The organism is Bradyrhizobium sp. BRP20 (assembly GCF_020194215.1).
Taxonomy (GTDB): Bacteria; Pseudomonadota; Alphaproteobacteria; order Rhizobiales; family Xanthobacteraceae; genus Bradyrhizobium; species Bradyrhizobium yuanmingense.
The window spans coordinates 239,292-255,467 of sequence record NZ_JADYVY010000007.1; the positions used below are offsets into that span (position 1 = coordinate 239,292).

Below are 16,176 nucleotides of genomic sequence, written 5' to 3' on the forward strand. Positions count from 1 at the left end.
CGCCGACAGCATTCCGGGCAGGCCCCGCTTCCTGCCCGGACATGGCGGATGAGCGCCGTACGGAGCTCCAATGTCCGAAATGCACGTCCCGTCCACACCGTCGCTGTGGCGTCGCGTCACCGCGGCCTATGCGAAATTGTTGGAATTCCTGCTTGCCGCCTGCGTCGGCATCCTGGTCATCCCCGTCACATTGCAGATCGTCTCGCGCTACACGCCGTTCATTCCCTCCTACATCTGGACCGAGGAGATGGCGCGATTCCTGTTCATCTGGACGATCATGATCGGCGCCATGGTCGGCATCCGCGAGGCTCAGCATTTCGAGGTCGACGTGTGGCCCGATTTGTCGCGGCGGTCGGAGGCCGCAGTGCGGATCCTCGCGCGGCTCGGCGTGCTGGCACTGGCCCTCGTGTTCGTGTCGGCCGGCATCGAATTCACACGCTTCGCCTGGAACAGGACGTCGGAGCTGGCCGATCTGCCGCTCTGGCTGATCCACGTCGCCTGGCCGGTGGCCGGCGTGACATGGATTGTGTTTGCGGGCGAACAGATGCTCGATGAACTGCGCGTTCTGGTCGGGGCACAGCAATGAACGGCACCGTACTTTCTGCCGGACAGGCCGCCATGGTGCTGTTCGGGGTCTTCGTCGGCCTGCTGATCGTGCGGGTGCCGGTCGCCTTCGCGCTGGGTCTTGCCTGCGTGCCGATCCTTCTGATCGAGCCGCGCCTGTCGCTGATGACGCTCGCGCAGGAGACTTTCAACGCATACAACTCGTTCATCCTGCTCGCGGTGCCGTTCTTTCTGTTGACGGCGAACCTGATGAGTATAGGCGGTATCACGGATCGCCTGGTGGCGCTGTCGCGCTCGATGGTCGGGCACTGGCCGGGGTCGCTGGCGCAGATCAACGTCGTGCTGTCGGTGTTCTTTGCCGGCATCTCCGGCTCCTCCACTGCGGATGCGGCGAGCCAATCGAAGATCTTCATCGATGCGCAGACCAAGGAGGGCTACGATCTCTCGTTTTCCATTGCCATCACGGCGGCCTCCGCGGTTCTTGCGGTCGTCATTCCGCCCTCGATCCTGATGATCGTGTGGGGCGGTCTGATCTCGACCTCGATAGCGGCGATGTATCTGGCCGGTATCGTGCCCGGGCTGCTGATCGCGGGCGCGCAGATGGCGACGGTGCACGTCTATGCGGTGCGCCGCGGCTACCCGACCTATCCGAAGTCGACCTGGGTCGACATGCGATGCGCCATCTGGCGGTCGATACCCGCGTTAATAACGCCGTTCATCATCGTCGGCGGCATTCTGCTCGGCTGGTTCACCGCGACCGAGTCCGCCTGCGTTGCCGTGCTCTATTCCGTCGTGCTCTCGGCGTTCTTCTACCGCGAGACGGGAATCCGTGAATTGTACAGAGCCTTGCTCGACACTGGGCGCCTCGCCGGCGTGGCGCTGTTCTGCGTCGGCACCGCCAGTGCGTTCGGCTGGCTGCTGGCCTATTACAAGATCCCGCAAGAACTGCTGGCGAACGTTTCGACATGGGGCATGGGTCCCGTCGCGGCCGGCTTCTTCATCGCCTTCTGCTTTCTGGTGGTGGGCTGCTTTCTCGACGCCATCCCCGCGATCATCATCGTCGGCACCGTGCTGGAGCCGCTCGCCAGGTCGGTCGATCTCCATCCGGTCCAGTTCGCGATCATCTCCATCGTCTCGCTGGCCTTCGGACTGGTGACGCCCCCCTACGGCCTCTGTCTGATGATCGCCTGTTCGATCGCGGGCGTGCGGCTGCGCTATGCCCTGAAGGACACGGTGATCATGCTGATCCCAATGCTGCTCGTGCTGGCGGCGGTCATCATCTGGCCCAGCGTGTCGCTGTTCCTGCCGCGCCTGATCGTGCCGGAAATGCTCAAGTGAGGGGCGATGGCGTGATCCCGCGGCCGGCGGCCGCGGGGTCGTCGCGGTGGGCTACAGATTGCTTTCAGTGATCGCGGCGTAGACCATGCTGCGCAGCTCGCGGCGGATCGGATAGGCGCTCGACGGCAGCACCTGGGTCATGAAGATGGCGATCAGGTCCTCGGCCGGATCGATCCAGAACGAGGTCGTGGCGGCGCCGCCCCAATTGTATTCGCCGGGGCTGCCGGCGATCAATGTCTCGGCCGGGCGCATGGTGACGGCGAAGCCGAGACCGAAGCCGATGCCGTTATAGGTCGCTTCCGAGAACAGCGAGCGCGAGACTTCCGGCAGCGCACGGCCGCCCGGAATGTGGTTGGTCGTCATCAGCGCCAGCGTCTTCGGCCCGATCAGCCTGACGCCGCCGAGCTCGCCGCCATTGAGCAGCGCACGGCAGAAGGTCAGATAGTCGGCAACGGTCGAGCACAGCCCGCCGCCGCCGGAGATGAACGAGGGCGGCGACAGGAACGAGCTCGTTGCCGGGTCGTCCTGGAGCGTCAGCCCCTCGCGGCGCTGGCCCGCATGGAAGGTCATGCCGCCGCCGGGATCGGCGGAATAGCAGGCGGCGAAGCGATGCGCCTTCGAAGCCGGGACGTGGAAGTCGGTGTCGGTCATGCCAAGTGGATCGAGGATGCGCTGTTTCAGGAACTGCTCGAACGGCATGCCGGAGATCTTGCCAATGAGATAGCCGATCACGTCGGTCGCAACGGAGTAATTCCAGGACTCGCCCGGCGAAAACTCCAGCGGGATCTTGGCCAGGCCCTCGACCATGGTCTGGAGTGTGCCTGATTTTTCGACCTCGCCGATCTTTTCACTGCGGTAGGCGGCATCGACGTTGGAGCGTTGCTGGAAGCCATAGGTTAGGCCGGAGGTGTGGCGCAAGAGGTCGACGATCAGCATCGGCCGCGACGGCGGCCGGGTCAGGAAGGCCGGGTAGGTGCCGGCGACGAACACGCCGAGGTCCTTCCACTCCGGAATATATTTCGCGACGGGCTCGTCGATGGCGACGAGGCCTTCCTCGACCAGCATCATGAAGGCGACGCTGGTGAGCGGCTTGGTCATGGAATAGATGCGATAGATCGTATCGTCCTTCACCGGCACCTTGCGCTCGACATCGGCAAAGCCCTGCACTGAGCTGTGCGCGACCTTGCCGCGGCGGTAGACCAGAAGATGCGTGCCCGGGAAACGCCCGGCATCGATGTACCGGCGCTTGAGATGCGCATCGATGCGGTCGAGCGCGGCCTTGGACATGCCGACGGATTCGGGCGAAGCGGGGGTGGGGGCGAGCATCAGTTCCTCCGGGGCGTTTTGTCGGAAAGTTGATACCGAAATGACGGCCGCATTCCAAGCCGGTTGCGCTTAACGAGGCCGGGCCGGCTGGTGTAGACTCGGGCTCGGAACGCAAGGAGCCCGCCGGGGCCAACGAGAAGAACGCGAGGGCAAACGCACCATGACTCAGTTCACCGAGACCGAACTCACCGAAGCCGTCGTCAGGAGCTTCGACCACACGCCCGACACGCGCGCGAAATTTCTGCTGCAGGAATTGGTGAGGTCGCTGCACGATTACGTGAGCAAGACCGGTCTCACCTTCGCGGAATGGGAATATGCCATCGATTTCCTGACCCGGACCGGGCAGAAATGCACCGACATCCGCCAGGAATTCATCCTCTTGTCCGACGTGCTCGGCGTCTCCATGTTGGTCGACGCCGTCAATCACAGGGATCGCGACGGTGCCACGGAGACCACAGTGCTCGGCCCGTTCTATGTCGGCGAGCACAAGGTGACTGCGCACGGCACCGACATCTCGCCGAACAACCAGACCGGCGAGCGGATGTTCGTGCAGAGCCGCGTCACCGACCTCGAGGGCAAGCCGCTCGCCGGCGTTCCCGTCGACGTCTGGCACGCCGATGACGACGGCTTCTACGATTCCCAGAAGCCGAACTACGATGAGGTCGGCGCCTCGGCGCGGGCGCGCTTCATCACCGATGACGAGGGCCGCTTCTTCTTCCGCACCATCCTGCCGTGCAGCTATCCGATCCCGACCGATGGTCCGGTCGGCGAGATGATCGTGCAGACCGGCCGCCACCCGATGCGCCCGGCGCATGTGCACTTCCTGGTCAATGCCAGAGGCTATGAGCCGCTGATCACGCACGTCTTCATGGACGGTGACAAATATCTCGACTCCGACGTGGTGTTCGGCGTGAAGGACGACCTCGTCGCCAAGGTCGAGCCGCGCAACGACCTTGAGATGCCCGACGGCACCACGGCGAACGGGCGGTGGCATTTGATGACTTACGAATTCCACCTCAAGCCGGGCGGCGGCATGGCGCCGAAGCCGCTCGGGATGAAGGCGACCGAGCCGGCGTGAGGATGCGAAATCTCAGTCATCCCCCGATATAGGCTGCCAACTCGTCGGGCGTTCCCTTTGGAAAGGCGTCTCTCAGATAATCGAGGAAAGCGGAGACGCGCGCACTGAGCAATCGCCGCGAGGGATAGAGCGTCCATAGGGCGATGTCGGCTCCCTCGACGTCGCCCCATCGAACGAGCGTGCCGGCGGCAAGATCGTGGCTGACGAGCGACAGCGGCAGCCTTGCGGCACCGATACCGGCTCTCACGGCATCGCGAACCATCATCAGGGATGACAGTCGAAGCACGGGATCGATCGCGATGTGCGATGGGCCGCTTGGCCGTCTGATGTCCCAAACCGCAGCTTTGTCATCGCCGCGCACGATGGCCGGAACGGCGAGGTTTCCTCTCGGGTGCTTCAGAGCGGGGCTGGCGACGACCAGCATTCGGTCGCGCAAGAAGATGCGGCCGACCAGGCTTTCATCCGGATCGGGATTGACCCGGATCACGAGATCAAAGCCTTCCTCGATCATGTCGACGTAGCGGTCATCGGTCGTAACTTCGAGCCGGACTTGCGGATGTCGAAGGGCGAAGCCGGCCGCGAGACGGCCCATCGCGGTTTGCGAGAAGAGCAGGGGTGCGCTGATCCGCAGCCTGCCCTTTGGCTTGTCTCCGCCCGAGGCGATCGCGGCCGCGGTTTCGTCGAGCTCGGTGAGAAGTGCGCCCGTCCGTTCATAGAGCGCGCGCCCTTCCTGGGTGAGCTTGAGCGTGCGCCCGCCGCGCTCAAACAGACGCAGATCAAGACTGCTCTCCAGTTCGGACACACGTCGAGACAAGGTCGCTTTCGGACGTCCCGCTGCCCGCGCGGCCTTTCCGAACCCTCCGTGACGGGCGACGAGATTGAAATCGGCAAGCGCAAGCAAATCCATCTGTTCCACCAGTGAGACGGTCTGTCCAAATATAGCGTCTATCGGCTCGCGTGTGGATCATTAGTTTCCGGGTGTCTTCCAAAACCCAACCGGAGTGATCCCATGACCATCCTCGTTACCGGCGCCACCGGCACCATCGGCCGCAACGTCGTCGAGCAACTCGTCAAGCGCGGCGCCGATGTGCGCGCACTCGTCCGAAATCCCGAGAAGGCCAACCTTCCGGCAGGTGTTGCCGTCGCCCAGGGCGACTTGCTGGACGTCGATTCCGTGCGCACTGCGTTTTCGGGCGTCTCGACGTTGTTCCTGCTCAACGCCGTGGTGCCCGACGAATTCACTCAGGCGCTGACTGCGCTCAACCTTGCCCGCGAAGCCGGCATCGAGCGGTTCGTCTATCTGTCGGTCATTCACAGCGACCTCTACGTGAATGTGCCGCACTTCGCCGGCAAGTTCGGGGTCGAGCGCATGATCGAGCAGATGGGCTTCAAGGCGACCATCCTGCGGCCCGCCTATTTCATGAACAACGAACTCATGATCAAGGATGCCGTGACCGGATATGGCGTCTACCCGATGCCGATCGGCAGCAAGGGCCTTGCGATGATCGACGCGCGCGACATCGGCGAGATTGCTGCGATCGAACTGATCCGCCGCGAGACATCCGCAGCGCCGCTTCCGCTCGAACGCATCAATCTTGTTGGCCCTGAGACACTCACTGGCGCGAAGGCCGCCGCGATCTGGTCGGAGGTGCTCGGCCGCGCGATCGCCTACGGCGGAGACGACACCGCGGGGTTCGAGAAGAACCTCAGGCAGTTCATGCCGCCCTGGATGGCTTTCGACATGCGGGTGATGGGCGAGCGTTTCCTCACCGAGGGAATGATCCCTGAGCCCGGCGACGTCGAGCGTCTGACCGGCATGCTGGGTCGTCCCTTGCGCTCCTATCGCGACTTCGTCGCCGAGATCGCGGCCCCCGTTTGAGGCTTGCCAGAGCAGAAGCGCAGGCGGGCTGGCTGCGCCGCTCGCTATTAATCATGTGGCGAGCGGCAATCTCGATCAGCGCGCATGCAGCAAGGCCAGCAGCACGACGACGGCGCAGGCGAGCGCCGCCGTTGTCAGCTTCCAGAACATCAGCGGGCTGCGCTCCAGGAGCGGTGTGATGCGCGTGTCGAGATAGGCCGGGTTGGGCGTGCGAAGCTCGAAGATGAATTCCGAGAGATCCTCGTGCCGCTTGTAGGGATCGGGATGGAGCGCGCGCCGGAGCGCGCCGTCGACCCAGGCGGGGACGTTGCGGTCATCGTCGGCGGCGCGATATTTAAGCTTTCGCACATCCGCCTTGCGCCGGATTTTGGCGATTTGGGTGCCGTAGGGCAGCTTTCCCGTCAGCATCTGGTAGCAGATCACGGCCAGAGAAAACATGTCGGAGCGCGGCGAGCCGCCTTGCCCCAGGAAATATTCCGGCGCCGTGTACTGGACGGTGCCCAGGATTTCGTCGGCCTCCCCTGGCGGCGCCGCCTCGGCCACGCCGGCGACCCTGACCGATCCGAAGTCGATGATCTTGGCGGTGCCGGTCTTGTCGATCAGGATGTTGTCGGGCCTGAGGTCTTGATGCAGCATCTCCATGCGATGGAAGGCGCGCAGGCCTGCGGCGATCTGCTCGATGAGGCCGCGCACGGTTTCGAGATCGGGCCGCGGATTGTCGGTCATCCACTGCTTCAAGGTCTGCCCCTCGACGAACTCGGTCGCGACGTAGAGATAGCCGCGTCGCCGCGACTGCGACAGCGGCTTGAGCACATGCGGGCTGTCGATCCGGCGTGCGATCCATTCTTCCATCAAGAAGCGCTTGAGATAGGCGGCGTTGTCGCGTAGGTCGACCGACGGCAGCTTGAGCGCGACCGGCTGCTCGGTCTCGGTGTCGACGGCGAGGTAGATATGGCTGCGGCTGCTGCCGTGGATCTCGCGGACGATCCGGTAGCCGTCGAAGATCGCCCGCGGCTCCGGCAGCGTCGGCAGCGGCAATTCCGAGCTCTGATTGAAGATGCCGGCCGGATCGCGCTGCGGCACCGCATCGATCCGCAGGATCTGCACGGTGATGTTGTCGTCGCTGCCGCGCCGATAGGCTTCCTGCACGATCGCCTTCGCAGCCCCGTCCAGCTCGGCTGCATGCTCGCTTAGCGCGCTCGTGATGAAACGGGCGTCGACGAATTCATAGGCGCCATCGGTCGCCAGCAAGAAGGTGTCGCCGGCCTCGATTTCGATCGCCTGATAGTCGATCTCGAGCTGCGGATTGATGCCGAGCGCGCGGCCGAGATAGGTCTGCTCGGACGAGACGATGATGCGGTGATCGTCGGTCAGTTGCTCCAGCGCCTTGCCGGCGACGCGATAGACGCGGCAATCGCCGACATGGAAGATGTGCGCGGTGGTTGCCTTGATGACCATGGCGCTGAGCGTGCAGACATAGCCCTTGTCGCGGTCATAGGCATATTGGCTCTTGCGCGTCTGCGCATGCAGCCAGGAATTGGTCGCCTCCAGCACGCGGCGGGCGGAGGTCTTCACCGTCCACGATTCCGACGTGCAGTAATAGTCCATCAGGAAGCTCTTGACCGCCGACTCGCTGGCGATCTGGCTTACCGTGCTCGAGGAAATTCCGTCGGCGAGAACGGCCGCGATGCCCTTCAGGCTGAGCAGCGGCTCTTCCGGAATCAGGACGCCGTGAAAGTCCTGGTTGATGGGCTTGCGACCCTTGTCGGAATGCTGGCCGACCGAGATCTGGAGTCCGCGGGGCATCGTCATCACCGGGAGAAGGGAGCCTCACCGTGCTTGGGCGAGGCTCCCCTGTCGATACCTATTCGATCAGGCCGCGACGCGGGGCTTCGCGGGCTTCTCCGCCTGTCGCTTCGGCAGGGTCATGACGTGGGTGGCGTAGAGGGTCATGCCGGTGAAGGCGAGGCCGCCGACGAGGTTGCCGAGCACGGTCGGGATCTCGTTCCAGATCAGATAATCCATGATCGAGAACTTCGCGCCGAGCAGCAGGCCCGACGGGAACAGGAACATGTTCACGACGGAATGCTCGAACACCATGTAGAAGAACACCAGGATCGGCATCCACATCGCGATGACCTTGCCGGGGACGGAAGTCGAGATCATGGCGCCGACGACGCCGGTCGAGACCATCCAGTTGCAGAGCATGCCGCGCAGGAACAGCGTCGCCATGCCGGCCGCGCCGTGCGCGGCATAGCCAAGGGTTCGGCCCTCGCCAATATTGCCGATGGCGGCGCCGACCTTGTCGGGCGCCTGCGTGAAGCCGAAGGTCGTGACGAAGGCCATCATGAAGGCGACGGTGAAGGCGCCGGCGAAATTGCCGACGAAGACGAGACCCCAATTGCGCAGCACGCCGTTGAGCGTAACGCCCGGGCGCTTGTCGATCAGCGCGAGCGGCGAGAGCACGAACACGCCGGTCAGGAGGTCGAAGCCCAGGAGATAGAGCATGACGAAGCCGACCGGGAACAAGAGCGCGCCGACCAGCGGCTGGCCGGTGTTCACGGTGATCGTGACGGCAAACCAGGCTGCGAGGGCCAGGATCGCGCCGGCCATGTAGGCGCGGATAATGGTATCCCGGGTGGACATGAAGATCTTGGACTCGCCCGCATCCACCATCTTGGTGACGAATTCCGAAGGCGCGAGATACGACATCAATGGTTCCTTTGCTTCGTAAGTGAGATCGACACGCCCCCGACGAGGGCGCGGCTGAACGTCATCGGCCGTGCGGGCAGCCTGCCGCGCACGAGGGCTATGGAAAGTTTGGAAGCCTTGGGAATCGCGTCACGAGGACTCTGAAGCCGGAGACCGCGAAGCAGGTGAGCTTCCGGGATGCAGCCGCCAGAGGCTGCATCAATGCGGCCAAGCCGCAGTCGTCGTTGACGCAACCTTAGAAGCAATTTGTGTGCCGTGGCGCGTCGATCGAAAAAGCTAGCAAATTCAGCTAGATGTCAGCTGCAGGGGGATGATTGGCAGAACTGCGCCGCCTCTTGCTTGAGCGACTGCACAACGTTTGTGCGGCGCACAAGGATTGAGCAGACCGCAAATTTCGCGTGCGGAACAGGGCTGCGTTAGTCAGGCGCGGAATTACCAAGCGTCTGATTATCCATCATTTTTGGCGGTGGCAGGCTTGGCATGAAGCTTGAATAGTTCCAGGTCGACGCCATTGAAGCCGTCCCGCGAGACTTCTCATCCGAATTGCTGACGCACCCAAACGGGGTCTCCCCGTCGCGCGTTCGCATGCGCCTTTTTCTGGCGTCACGGACGGACGGGCTGCTCGTGCGCACTGACGCAATCATTCCGCAACGACGCAAAAGGACGACACGACCTATGACCAAGCGCATTCGCCGGCCCTCCGAGACTGGCCTCAGCCGCCGTCAATTGTTGAAAGCCACCGGCTCGACCGCCGCACTGCTCGCCGCCGCCAAGCTGAATTTCCCCGCCGGCGCCTTCGCGCAGGACGCAGGCCCCGAGGTCAAGGGAGCCAAGCTCGGTTTCATTGCGCTCTCCGATGCCGGCCCGCTGTTCGTCGCCAAGGACAAGGGCCTGTTCGCCAAGCACGGCGTGCCTGACACCGACGTGCAGAAGCAGGCGTCCTGGGGCACCACGCGCGACAACCTCGTGCTCGGCTCCGAAGGCAACGGCATCGACGGCGCGCACATCCTCACCCCGATGCCGTACCTGATCTCGGCCGGCAAGGTGACGCAGAACAACCAGCCGACGCCGATGTACATCCTGGCGCGGCTCAATCTCGATGCGCAGTGCATCTCGGTCGCCAAGGAATATGCCGACCTCAAGCTCGGCACCGATGCGGCGCCGTTCAAGGCGGCGCTTGAGAAGAAGAAGGCGTCCGGCAAGGCCGTGAAGGCTGCGATGACCTTCCCCGGCGGTACCCACGATCTGTGGATCCGGTACTGGCTCGCCGCCGGCGGCATCGATCCCGACAAGGACATCGAGACCATCGTGGTGCCGCCGCCGCAGATGGTGGCGAACATGAAGGTCGGCACCATGGACTGCTTCTGCGTCGGCGAGCCCTGGAATCTCCAGCTCATCCACCAGGGCATCGGCTACACCGCCGTCAACACCGGCGAGATCTGGAATAAGCATCCGGAGAAGTCCTTCGGTATGCGCGCGGCCTTCGTCGACAAATACCCGAAGGCCAGCAAGGCGATCCTGATGGCCGTGCTGGAAGCCCAGCAATGGGCCGACAAGGCGGAAAACAAGCAGGAGCTGGCCGCCATCATGGCCAAGCGGCAGTGGATCAACTGCCCGGTCGAGGACGTCTACGATCGCACCGCCGGCAAGTTCGACTATGGCATCCCCGGCAAGGTGGTCGAGAACTCGCCGCACGTCATGAAGTACTGGCGCGATCATGCCTCCTATCCGTTCCAGAGCCACGATCTCTGGTTCCTCACCGAGGACATCCGCTGGGGCAAGTATGAGCCGAACTTCGATACCAAGGCGCTGATTGCCAAGGTCAACCGCGAGGACATGTGGCGCGATGCGGCCAAGACCCTCGGCGTCGCCGCCGCCGACATTCCGGCCACCACCTCGCGCGGAAAGGAGACCTTCTTCGACGGCAAGGTGTTCGACCCCGAAAATCCGGCCGCCTATCTGAAGTCGCTCGCGATCAAGCGCGTCGAAGTCTGATGGAGCCCTGCGGCCGCCTTTAGGGGCGGCCGCATCGTCCCTGCCACGCCGGAGAGAGATAGCGATGAACATGACTGCCACGAAGATCGAGGTTGAGACCGCGACGCCTGCCGCAACGATTGCGCCGGTCGTCACGCTGACGCCGAAGCGTCCCCCGCGTACTGAGGCTTACGCACGCATGGCACGCGAGACCGCCGTGCGCGTGATCCCGCCGCTGGTCGTGATCGCTCTGCTGACGCTGGTGTGGGAGCTGGTCTGCCGCAGAGCCGGCTCGGCGCTGCCGCCGCCCTCAAAAGTGTTTGCGGATACGAAGGAGCTGATCTTCGATCCGTTCTTCGACCGTGGCGGCATCGACAAGGGCCTGTTCTGGCATCTGTCCGCCAGTCTCCAGCGCGTCGCCTTCGGCTACTCGCTCTCGGCGATCGCCGGCATCGCGCTCGGCGTGCTGGTCGGGCAGTCGGTCTGGGCGATGCGCGGGCTCGATCCGCTGTTCCAGGTGCTGCGCACGATTCCGCCGCTCGCTTGGCTGCCGCTCTCGCTCGCGGCCTTCCGCGACGGCCAGCCTAGCGCGATCTTCGTCATCTTCATCACCTCGATCTGGCCGATCATCATCAACACCGCGGTCGGCATCCGCAACATCCCGCAGGACTATCGCAACGTCGCCGCGGTGGTGCAGCTCAATCCGCTGGAATTCTTCGCCAAGATCATGATCCCGGCGGCGGCGCCCTACATCTTCACGGGCCTGCGCATCGGCATCGGCCTGTCGTGGCTCGCGATCGTCGCCGCCGAAATGCTGATCGGCGGCGTCGGCATCGGCTTCTTCATCTGGGACGCCTGGAACTCCTCGCATATCAGCGAGATCATCCTGGCGCTGTTCTATGTCGGCATCATCGGCTTCGTGCTTGACCGCCTGATCGCGGGGCTCGGCAAGGTCGTCACCCGCGGCACCGCGCAGAACTGAGGAGAGGGGACATGACCGCCTACCTGAAACTCGACCACATCGACAAGGTCTTCACCCGCGGCACCGCCACCACGGAGGTGCTCAAGGACATCAATCTGACGATCGAGAAAGGCGAATACGTCTCGATCATCGGCCATTCCGGCTGCGGCAAGTCGACCCTGCTCAACATCATCGCAGGGCTGACCGGCGCCACGATGGGGGGCGTGCTGCTGGAAAACCGCGAGGTGAACTCGCCAGGGCCCGATCGTGCCGTGGTGTTCCAGAACCACAGCCTGCTGCCGTGGCTGACCGTCTACGAAAACGTCAGGCTTGGCGTCGACAAGGTCTTCGCCAAGACCAAGTCCCGTGCCGAGCGCGACGCCTGGGTGATGCACAATCTCAACCTCGTGCAGATGGCCCATGCCAGGGACAAGCGTCCATCGGAGATCTCCGGCGGCATGAAGCAGCGCGTCGGCATCGCGCGGGCGCTGGCCATGGAGCCGAAGGTGCTGCTGCTCGACGAGCCGTTCGGCGCGCTCGACGCGCTGACCCGCGCCCACTTGCAGGACTCGGTGATGGCGCTGCATCAGAAGCTCGGCAACACCATCCTGATGATCACCCACGACGTCGATGAGGCCGTGCTGTTGTCCGACCGCATCGTGATGATGACCAACGGACCGAGCGCGCGCATCGGCGAGGTGCTGGAAGTGCCGCTGGCGCGGCCGCGCAAGCGGCTCGACCTCGCGACCAACGCCACATATCTGAAGTGTCGCCAGCGCGTGCTCGAATTCCTCTACGAGCGTCATCGCTTCGTCGAAGCCGCGTAAGTCACGCGTTCACGCGAGATCTGCCCGCGCCCAATTAATCGACATCAAGCTCAATCCTTGTGCGTCGCACAGGGATTGAGCGAAACGCAAATTTTGCGTGCGGAAAAGCCCTGCAAACAATTCGGGCAATACGAATAACATCCTGAAATCCCTGTGTTTCCCGTATGCGCGCAACTGGCACGGAAATTGAAACGTCTTTGCGCGACGCCAACGACGACGTCCCTCAACATCATCAATCAGCATCGTGATCTCGCCACCGGGGTGAAGCCTCGGAGCGCGCCTCCGTGACCGGAGGCAGAGCCTGCAACGACGCAGCGGTGAGCCTGGAAGGGATACGCAATGACGAAGAATCCGACCCTGAACTCCAGCTGGATTTCAGACTGGCGCCCCGAGGATGAGGCGTTCTGGAACAATACCGGCAAGTCGATCGCGCGGCGCAATCTGATCTGGTCCATCGTCGCCGAACATATCGGCTTCTCGGTCTGGCTGATCTGGAGCATCGTCACCACCAAGCTGCCGCAGGCCGGCTTCCACTACACCACCGACCAGCTGTTCCAGCTCGTCGCCGTGCCGGGCCTGATCGGCGCCTTCATGCGCTTTCCCTACACTTTCGCGGTGACGACGTTCGGCGGCCGCAACTGGACCATCTTCAGCGCGGCGATCCTGTTCATCCCGACCTTGTCGCTCGCCTATTTCGTCAGCCAGCCCGACACGCCGTTCTGGCTCATGCTGCTGGTCGCCTCGACCGCGGGTCTCGGCGGCGGCAATTTCGCCTCCAGCATGACCAACATCTCCTTCTTCTTTCCCGACCGGATGAAGGGATGGGCGCTCGGCCTCAACGCGGCCGGCGGCAATATCGGTGTCTCCAGCGTGCAGCTCCTGACCCCGATCCTGATGACGCTCGCCGTCTTCAACCTGTATCAGGCGACGCCCGTCGACGGCATCTTCCTGCAGAATGCCGGCCTGATGTGGGTGCTGCCGATCGCAATCGCGGTGTTCGGCGCGGTGTTCTTCATGAACAACCTCACCACGGCGAAATCGTCGGTGAAGAACCAGCTCGCGATCGTCAAGCGCAAGCACACCTGGATCATGGCGTATCTTTATATCGGCACGTTCGGGTCCTTCATCGGCTATTCGGCGGCGTTTCCGCTGCTGCTCAAGACGCAGTTCCCCACCGTGACGATCTCGATCGCCTTCCTCGGCCCGCTGGTCGGCTCGCTGTCGCGTCCGCTCGGCGGCTGGCTCGCAGACCGGGTCGGCGGCTCCATCATCACGTTCTGGAATTTCATCGTGATGGCGGGCGCCACGGTCGGCGCGCTCTATTTCGTCGGACACAAGGATTTCATCGGCTTCCTGTCGATGTTCCTGATCCTGTTCGTGACGACGGGCATCGGCAACGGCTCGACCTACCGCATGATCCCCTCGATCTTCCGCGAGGAGAACCTGTTCAAGGTGCGCGGCAAGGGCGATGCGGCACGCAGCGCTGCCCTGAAGACCGCGAGCATCGAGAGCGGCGCGGCGGTCGGCTTCATCGGCGCGGTCGGTGCCGTCGGCGGCTATCTGATCCCGAGCGGCTTCGGCAAGTCGATCGCCATGACCGGCGGGCCGCAGCTCGCGCTCGTGGTCTATCTCGCCTTCTACGCCTCCTGCCTCGCTCTGACCTGGTGGTTCTACCTGCGTCGCAGCCCGCAGGGCGAAGGCGCGCCAAGCCTCGCCGAGGCGCGTGTGTGAGCACGACAAACTGGCACGAATGTCGCTTCTCCCCGTCCGCGGGGAGAAATCTCTCTGATGACGTTTGATCCATGAACTTTGTCCGCAATGGCGCGGACGAAGGCAGACCGAAACAGACAGGAGACATTATGACGCCCGAGCAGATTACTCTCATTCAGCAGAGCTTCGCCAAGGTCGCCCCGATTTCGGAAGCCGCCGCGGTGCTGTTCTACGACCGCCTGTTCGAGGTGGCGCCGTCCGTGCGCGCGATGTTTCCCGAGGACATGACCGAGCAGCGCAAGAAGCTGATGGGCATGCTCGCCGCCGTGGTCGGCGGCCTGTCGAACCTGGAATCGATTCTTCCCGCGGCCTCCGCGCTCGCCAAGCGTCACGTCGACTATGGCGCCAAGGCCGAGCACTACCCCGTGGTCGGCGCGACCTTGCTGTGGACCCTCGAGAAGGGCCTTGGCGAAGCCTGGACGCCCGAACTCGCCGCAGCCTGGACCGACGCTTATGGCGTGCTGTCCGGCTACATGATGTCCGAGGCCTACGGCGCGCAAGCGCAGGCCGCCGAATAGGAGATGCGTTGTGAGTGAACCGCTGGTCATCGTCGGCAACGGTATGGCGGCCGCGCGTCTGGTCGACGAGCTCGCCAAGACCGCGCTCGGCCGCTATGCGGTCGCCGTGATCGGCGAAGAGCCGCGGCTCGCTTACAATCGCGTGCTCCTCTCCTCCGTGCTGGCGGGCGAGACCGGCTCGCACGAGATCGAGCTGCGGCCGGCCGGTTGGTGGCGAGACCGCGGCGTCACGGTGCGCTACGGCTATCGCGTCAGCGAGATCGATGTCGGCCGTCGTGAGCTCAAGATCGCGGGCGAGGAGAGCATGGAATATTCCAAGCTCGTGCTCGCCACGGGATCGACGCCGCTGCGGCTCAACGTGCCAGGCGCCGATCTTGCCGGCGTGCACACGTTTCGCGACACCCGCGACGTCGACCTGCTATTGACACTGGCCGCGGCTAGGAAGCGCGTCGTCGTGGTCGGCGGCGGCCTGCTCGGGCTGGAAGCGGCCTACGGTCTCGCCAAGGCCGGCGCGCCCGTGACGCTGCTGCATCTGATGGATCGGCTGATGGAGCGTCAGCTCGACGCGCCCGCGGCCGACCTGCTCAAGACGCTGGTCGAGCGCAAGGGTATCCGCGTCATGCTCAATGCCGCGACGGCCCGCATCCACGGCGAGGGCCACGTCCAGGCCGTCGAGCTGGCCGATGGCAGCCGCATCGAGGCCGATGCGGTGATCTTCGCCGCCGGCATCAAGCCGAACGTCGCGCTGGCGAAGGAGGCGGGGATCGCGGTCAACCGCGGCGTCGTCGTCAACGACGTGATGCAGACCTCCGCGTCCGATATCTTTGCGCTTGGCGAATGCGCCGAGCATCGCGGCACCTGCTATGGCTTGGTCGAGCCCGCCTACGAGCAGGCGCGCGTGCTGGCGCGGCATCTGGCCGGCCGGCCCGCCGCCTATCAGGGCAGCGTGGTCTCGACCAATCTGAAGGTCTCCGGCGTCAGCGTGTTCTCCGCTGGCGACTTCATGGGCGGGGAGGGCAGCGAGAGCCTCGTGCTGTCGGATCGCAGGCGCGGCACTTACAAGAAGCTCGTCATCGCCGACGGTCGGCTCACCGGGGCGGTGCTGATCGGCGATACGATCGATGCGCTCTGGTACCTCGAGCTGATCCGCAATCGCGACAAGGTCGCTTCGATCCGCACCGACATGATGTTCGGCCGCGCGCTGGCGCAGCCTTCGAAAGCGGCGTGAT

The 16,176-nt window shown here is 64.0% G+C and carries 15 protein-coding genes; 10 read left to right on the top strand and 5 right to left on the bottom strand.

What is annotated here, in order from left to right:
• Positions 1 to 70: 70 nt before the first annotated feature.
• Positions 71 to 586 (top strand): TRAP transporter small permease, encoded by a 516-nt coding sequence (locus tag I6F33_RS18940; protein ID WP_057026775.1) that lies wholly within the window; start codon positions 71 to 73, stop codon positions 584 to 586.
• Positions 583 to 1,902: a TRAP transporter large permease gene (locus tag I6F33_RS18945; protein ID WP_036025880.1), complete on the top strand. Its 1,320-nt coding sequence runs from the start codon at positions 583 to 585 to the stop codon at positions 1,900 to 1,902. Before I6F33_RS18940 ends, I6F33_RS18945 begins: the two co-directional genes overlap by 4 nt.
• A 51-nt stretch (positions 1,903 to 1,953) precedes the next feature.
• Here I6F33_RS18945 and I6F33_RS18950 read toward each other — a convergent pair whose 3' ends face one another.
• Complete coding sequence (locus tag I6F33_RS18950) at positions 1,954 to 3,228, bottom strand: serine hydrolase (RefSeq protein ID WP_225143701.1); 1,275 nt, start codon at positions 3,226 to 3,228, stop codon at positions 1,954 to 1,956.
• 160 nt (positions 3,229 to 3,388) lie between these two features.
• Here I6F33_RS18950 and I6F33_RS18955 point away from each other — a divergent pair, with 160 nt between their 5' ends.
• On the top strand, positions 3,389 to 4,306 hold the full coding sequence (locus I6F33_RS18955; protein ID WP_225143703.1) for a dioxygenase: 918 nt from the start codon (positions 3,389 to 3,391) through the stop codon (positions 4,304 to 4,306).
• A gap of 16 nt (positions 4,307 to 4,322) precedes the next feature.
• Here I6F33_RS18955 and I6F33_RS18960 read toward each other — a convergent pair whose 3' ends face one another.
• Entirely contained in the window at positions 4,323 to 5,213 is an 891-nt protein-coding gene (locus tag I6F33_RS18960) for a LysR family transcriptional regulator (RefSeq protein WP_225139620.1), read from the bottom strand.
• Between the two features lie 102 nt (positions 5,214 to 5,315).
• On the opposite strand from I6F33_RS18960, the gene I6F33_RS18965 reads away from it, so the two are divergent.
• Positions 5,316 to 6,185: an SDR family oxidoreductase gene (locus tag I6F33_RS18965; protein WP_057026771.1), complete on the top strand. Its 870-nt coding sequence runs from the start codon at positions 5,316 to 5,318 to the stop codon at positions 6,183 to 6,185.
• Between the two features lie 75 nt (positions 6,186 to 6,260).
• On the opposite strand, the gene I6F33_RS18970 is transcribed toward I6F33_RS18965, so the two are convergent.
• Both I6F33_RS18970 and I6F33_RS18975 read right to left on the bottom strand, forming a co-directional pair.
• Complete coding sequence (locus tag I6F33_RS18970) at positions 6,261 to 7,997, bottom strand: bifunctional protein-serine/threonine kinase/phosphatase (RefSeq protein WP_225143819.1); 1,737 nt, start codon at positions 7,995 to 7,997, stop codon at positions 6,261 to 6,263.
• Positions 7,998 to 8,057: 60 nt separating this feature from the next.
• Positions 8,058 to 8,897, bottom strand: coding sequence for a formate/nitrite transporter family protein (locus I6F33_RS18975; RefSeq protein ID WP_036004575.1), 840 nt, complete (start codon positions 8,895 to 8,897; stop codon positions 8,058 to 8,060).
• 675 nt (positions 8,898 to 9,572) lie between these two features.
• Here I6F33_RS18975 and I6F33_RS18980 point away from each other — a divergent pair.
• The 3 genes from I6F33_RS18980 to I6F33_RS18990 all read left to right on the top strand — a co-directional run bounded on the left by I6F33_RS18980 (position 9,573) and on the right by I6F33_RS18990 (position 12,659).
• A complete protein-coding gene (locus tag I6F33_RS18980) occupies positions 9,573 to 10,892 on the top strand; it encodes a CmpA/NrtA family ABC transporter substrate-binding protein (protein WP_036004553.1) in 1,320 nt (439 codons plus the stop codon).
• 64 nt (positions 10,893 to 10,956) lie between these two features.
• A complete protein-coding gene (ntrB, locus tag I6F33_RS18985) occupies positions 10,957 to 11,853 on the top strand; it encodes a nitrate ABC transporter permease (RefSeq protein ID WP_074447510.1) in 897 nt (298 codons plus the stop codon).
• Positions 11,854 to 11,864: 11 nt separating this feature from the next.
• A complete protein-coding gene (locus I6F33_RS18990; RefSeq protein WP_036004558.1) occupies positions 11,865 to 12,659 on the top strand; it encodes an ABC transporter ATP-binding protein in 795 nt (264 codons plus the stop codon).
• 9 nt (positions 12,660 to 12,668) lie between these two features.
• Here the strand turns inward: I6F33_RS18990 and I6F33_RS18995 are convergent, their stop codons facing one another.
• On the bottom strand, positions 12,669 to 12,902 hold the full coding sequence (locus I6F33_RS18995; protein WP_141697547.1) for a hypothetical protein: 234 nt from the start codon (positions 12,900 to 12,902) through the stop codon (positions 12,669 to 12,671).
• A gap of 96 nt (positions 12,903 to 12,998) precedes the next feature.
• On the opposite strand from I6F33_RS18995, the gene I6F33_RS19000 reads away from it, so the two are divergent.
• The 3 genes from I6F33_RS19000 to I6F33_RS19010 all read left to right on the top strand — a co-directional run bounded on the left by I6F33_RS19000 (position 12,999) and on the right by I6F33_RS19010 (position 16,175).
• Positions 12,999 to 14,390 (top strand): MFS transporter, encoded by a 1,392-nt coding sequence (locus I6F33_RS19000; RefSeq protein ID WP_036025866.1) that lies wholly within the window; start codon positions 12,999 to 13,001, stop codon positions 14,388 to 14,390.
• Between the two features lie 128 nt (positions 14,391 to 14,518).
• Complete coding sequence (locus I6F33_RS19005; RefSeq protein ID WP_036004577.1) at positions 14,519 to 14,947, top strand: globin family protein; 429 nt, start codon at positions 14,519 to 14,521, stop codon at positions 14,945 to 14,947.
• 10 nt (positions 14,948 to 14,957) lie between these two features.
• Positions 14,958 to 16,175 carry an NAD(P)/FAD-dependent oxidoreductase gene (locus tag I6F33_RS19010; RefSeq protein ID WP_074447509.1) on the top strand — a complete coding sequence of 406 codons (1,218 nt, stop codon included), beginning with the start codon at positions 14,958 to 14,960 and terminating at the stop codon, positions 16,173 to 16,175.
• The last annotated feature ends 1 nt before the right edge of the window (position 16,176 follow it).